The organism is Streptomyces sp. NPDC059564 (assembly GCF_042735575.1).
Classification (GTDB): Bacteria; Actinomycetota; Actinomycetes; order Streptomycetales; family Streptomycetaceae; genus Streptomyces.
Map to the genome: position 1 here is coordinate 1 of NZ_JBHWBP010000509.1, position 4,096 is coordinate 4,096.

Consider the following 4,096-nt stretch of genomic DNA (forward strand, 5'->3'; position numbering starts at 1 on the left):
CTGCCGGAGTGAGTTCCACCCGCAGGACGTGGGTGCCGTTCTCCGCCGCCAGCCGCAGCAGCTCGGCCAGATCGGCGTCGATGTCGCGGCCCGTGGGCTCGGGCGACGGAGCCGCGTGGTAGCGGGTGATCAGCGCGTCGCTGTCGGGGGAGTCTTCGGTCGGTGCCTGCGCGCCCTCGGGGACGAGGGAGATGAAGGGCAGGTCGTCGCGGGCACCCGCGATCGCGGTGAGCCGGGACTGCACCGCCTCGGTGACCGCCCTGGAAAGAGCCACGTCGGCGTCGAAGTGCGTACCGGAGCCGGAGAACCAGGACGGCACGCTCGGCGACCACAGCCGGGCCGCGAACGTCGGCACCCCCCAGGGCCCGGTGCAGTCGGCCACCTCGACGATCGCCCCCGCGTCCGCACAGTGCCGCAGGACGGCCGCGGCGGCGCCGAAACGCCCGGGCCGGACCGCGGTGGCACGGCTCCACACGCCACCGGCATGGTGGGCGAGCGCCATGTCGTGGCGTTCGACGACCTCCATGAGGGCGTGCAGGGTGGCCTCGGTCAAGCTGTTGCCTCCGGCCAGACCGTTGCTGGTGACCGCCGCGAAGGTGGCCGGGGACCAGCGGCGCCGGACCCGGAAGTCGGTGGTCACCGCGTCGACCGGAAGCCAGGTCCCGCAGTCGCCGGTCAAGTCCTCGGCAGGGCACCAGGCCAGCCGGGTGGCGGTCTCGGGCCTGCGGTCGGGGGACGGCGCGAGCAGCAACGGATCGTAGGTGAGCTCGTCGGCGAGGTCGCAGATGGCGGCGTGGACGGCGTCGGGGCGCTCCTGCTCACTGACGTAACCCTCGTACGCCTCCATGGCCGCGGAGACCCGGGCGAGCCGGTGGCTGAGCCCCTTGCCCTGGGCGAGGGACAGATGGGCCGAGTTCGGACGTACGGCCTGCCAGACCGGCACGCCGATGTCGTCCAGCTTGGTCACGTCGGAGACCCGCGTGATGCCGGCCTGCGGGAACAGGGGCTCCAGTCGCCGCCAGGTCTCCTCCGCCGAGGCGGAGCGGTGGGTGCCCAGGCGCTCGATGCTCAGCGCGTCCGTCGTCACTGAACGTGTCGTGGTGCAGGTCATGGGAGTCCTTCGGCTGGAGGATCTGGGGGATCTGGAGGATTGCGCGGTGGGCAGGCCCTGAGCGGTGCCGGAGCGGCCGGAATGCTCGCCGCTGCCGCTGCCGGTGCTGCTGCCGCGGGGCGGGGCCCTTTCCTCGACCGGGCCCACTTCGAAGGTACGGACGCGGCGCGGTGCGCACCGTCCTCCGATCGGTCGGTGCGCAGGAGGACCCTCCCGCGAGCGGGACCGCGTCCCGACGGTCCTCCGCTCAGGGACGGATGCCGGCACATGCGACCGGGAGACTGCGGGGGCCGCGCAGCACCGCGTTGCGCCGGTACGGAGGCGGGTCGGCGAGCAGCCGGGGCTCCTCCAGCCTGGCCGCGAACCGCGTCAGCGCGATCTGGGCCTCGAGCCGGGCCAGCGGGGCCCCGAAGCAGCTGTGGATGCCGCTGCCCAGCCCCAGGTGCCGGAGGTCCTCGCGGTCGGGGTCGAACCGTTCGGGGTGGGTGAAGTGCCCGGCGTCGCGGTTTCCGGCGGCCAGCATGAGCCACAGCGAGGAGCCCTTGGGAATGACGGTGCCGTGCACCTCGACGTCGGTGATCGGGGTGCGGTGCGGCAGCAACTGCACCGGGGGCTCGTACCGCAGGAGTTCCTCCACCAGGGGCACGGCGAACCCGGGCTCGCGGCGCAGCCGCTCCAGGGCCCACGGGTGGCGGAGCAGGGTGAGCATGCCGTTGGCGATGAGGTTCACCGTGGTCTCGTGCCCGGCGATCAGCAGCAGCGCGGCGGTGGTGAGCAGTTCGATCGTGGTCATCGGACCGTCCGGGCCGTCGCCCGCCGCGAGCCGGGAGAGCATGTCCTCGCCGGGGTGGGCGCGGCGGTCCTCGATGAGTTCGGCGAGGTAGCCGCCGAGGGCGAGCCGGGCGTCCTGGGAGGCGCGCTGCCGTTCCGTGGGATCGGGCGAGTCCGGATCGGGGTCCAGGCTCGCCGCCAGGGCCTCGGCCCACACGTGGAACCGGGTCTCGTCCTCGCGCGGGACCCCGAGCAGACGGCAGATCACGGTGACGGGGAAGGGATAGGCGAACTCGCGGACCAGGTCGGCGTTCCCGGGGTCGCCTGCGCTGCCGATCCGGTCGAGGAGGCCGTCGACGGCCGCGCCGAGGTCCTCACGCATGCCGTCGACCCGGTGCGGGGAGTGCGGCGGGCCGAAGGGCCGGTTGGTCATCCGGCGCAGCCGGTCGTGCTCGGGCGGGTCCAGGCGCAGGAAGCCGGGCGGGAGCATGCCGGGGCGGTCGCCGTCCCCGCCCTCGGCCGCCTCGACGGCATCGGTCAGGGGATCGCCAGGGCCGGTGGCGAGGTTGCGGGAGTCGGAGCTGATGCGCGGGTCGTGCAGCAGCCCTTCGATCTCCGCGAAGCCGCTGACGACGTACGGCCCGCCCGGCTCGTGCAACACGGGGGTGCGGCGGAGCTCGGCGTACAGCGGGTACGGATCGGGCCGGCTGGTCTCGTCGAGGATGCGGTGCAACAAGCTCTGGTCCTGGCTCATGGCGGTGCCTTTCGGAGGGACGAGGAGGTACGTACGACGGCACACGGCCGTCCCGCGCGGTGGCAGGGGCAGTCGCGGACGACCGGCGTCCGGGCGGCGGCCCGGCGCGGCACCCGGCCCGGCACCGGGGGCGGCGCCGTGCACGGCGGGCCGACGTCCGGCCGGAACGTCTTCCTCCACGCTAGGAACGGCCCGCCCCGGGCCGGTCCTCCGGACGGTCCGTCCCGGGACTACACCGGCCGACCGGCCGACCGGCCGGCGGACCGGGGACGCGATCACGGTCCGTCGGCCGGTCCGGACCCCCGCACCTACGAGTGGGGCTGCGCGACACGCGGACTGCGGTGATCCTGGAAGTGCGGCACGAAGTCGTCGGTGTGGATCCTCCGGACCTGCTCGACGACCGCCGGCCGAGGGCCACGGTGGAACGGGCTCGCAGATCGCCCGGGCCGAGGCCCCGGGAGGACGCCTGCCGCCAGTGGAGGGTGAGGTGCGGTGACGACGTACGGACAGCAGCCCCGGGTGCGGGTGGTGGTCGGGGACGACCACCCGGTCTACCGCGAGGGCATCGTCTCCGCGCTGACCGGGAGCGGTCGTATCGAGGTCGTGGCGGCGGTCGGCGACGGGCGTGCGGCCCTGGAGGCGATCCGTGAGCACGCGCCCGCGGTGGCCCTGCTGGACTACCGGATGCCGGAGCTGGACGGCCTGGAGGTGGCGCACGCCGTGGCCCGGGACGAGCTGCCCACGCGGGTACTGCTGCTGTCGGCCACGACGGAGAGCGACGTGGTCTACCGGGCGGTGCAGGAGGGCGCGGCCGGCTACCTGTCGAAGGGCGCGGACCGGGACGACATCGTCGCGGGGGTGATGGCCTGCGCGAAGGGTGAGAGCGTGCTGCCGCCGGACCTGGTCACCGGTCTGGCCTCGGAGGTGCGGTCGCGTGCGCGGTCGGAGGAGCCGCTGCTCAGCGGCCGCGAGCGGCAGGTCCTCCAGATGATCGCGCAGGGGCTGTCGGTGCCCGACATGGCCAAGGAGCTGTACCTCGCGCCGACCACGGTCAAGACGCACCTGCGGCGGCTGTACGAGAAGCTCGGCGTGTCCGACCGCGGCGCGGCCGTCGCCAAGGCGATGCGCATGCACATGCTGGAGTGATGGAGGGCCGGAACGGGTTCCGTCCGGCCGTACGTCCCCCGTCTCGTCCGATCGGGGGAGCCGTGACACCCGGCCGGCCCGTAGCGTCGTAGGCGTGCACAGGGAGGGACCAGCACCACGGCAGGACCGGCATGCGAAACGTCCGCGACATGGGAAGCATGCGCGGCTGTGACGGCAACCGCTCACCGGGCACGAGGACCGGCGGTAACCAATCCGTGAGTAGACCCCCACAGCACATTTCCGAACGTCCCTGCACCCACCGGGCCGGCGACAAGCCGGCCTTTCTCCTGCCTCTGGGAGCACTCATGACATCC

At 73.6% G+C, this 4,096-nt stretch carries 3 protein-coding genes; 1 reads left to right on the top strand and 2 read right to left on the bottom strand.

Annotated features, from left to right (window positions below; genetic code table 11):
- On the bottom strand, window positions 1-1,111 hold a 1,111-nt coding region (locus ACFV0Q_RS39175; RefSeq protein WP_385012563.1), incomplete at its 3' end, for a YcaO-like family protein.
- 247 nt (window positions 1,112-1,358) lie between these two features.
- Window positions 1,359-2,636 carry a cytochrome P450 gene (locus ACFV0Q_RS39180; protein ID WP_385012565.1) on the bottom strand — a complete coding sequence of 426 codons (1,278 nt, stop codon included), beginning with the start codon at window positions 2,634-2,636 and terminating at the stop codon, window positions 1,359-1,361.
- A 492-nt stretch (window positions 2,637-3,128) separates the two neighbouring features.
- Here ACFV0Q_RS39180 and ACFV0Q_RS39185 point away from each other — a divergent pair, with 492 nt between their 5' ends.
- Window positions 3,129-3,782 (top strand): response regulator, encoded by a 654-nt coding sequence (locus tag ACFV0Q_RS39185; RefSeq protein WP_385012566.1) that lies wholly within the window; start codon window positions 3,129-3,131, stop codon window positions 3,780-3,782.
- Window positions 3,783-4,096 lie beyond the last annotated feature (314 nt).

What these genes read in the sequence shown, in the direction of transcription:
- ACFV0Q_RS39180 (WP_385012565.1), bottom strand. Translation starts at nt 2,636, where the DNA reads ATGAGCCAGGACCAGAGCTTGTTGCACCGCATCCTCGACGAGACCAGC.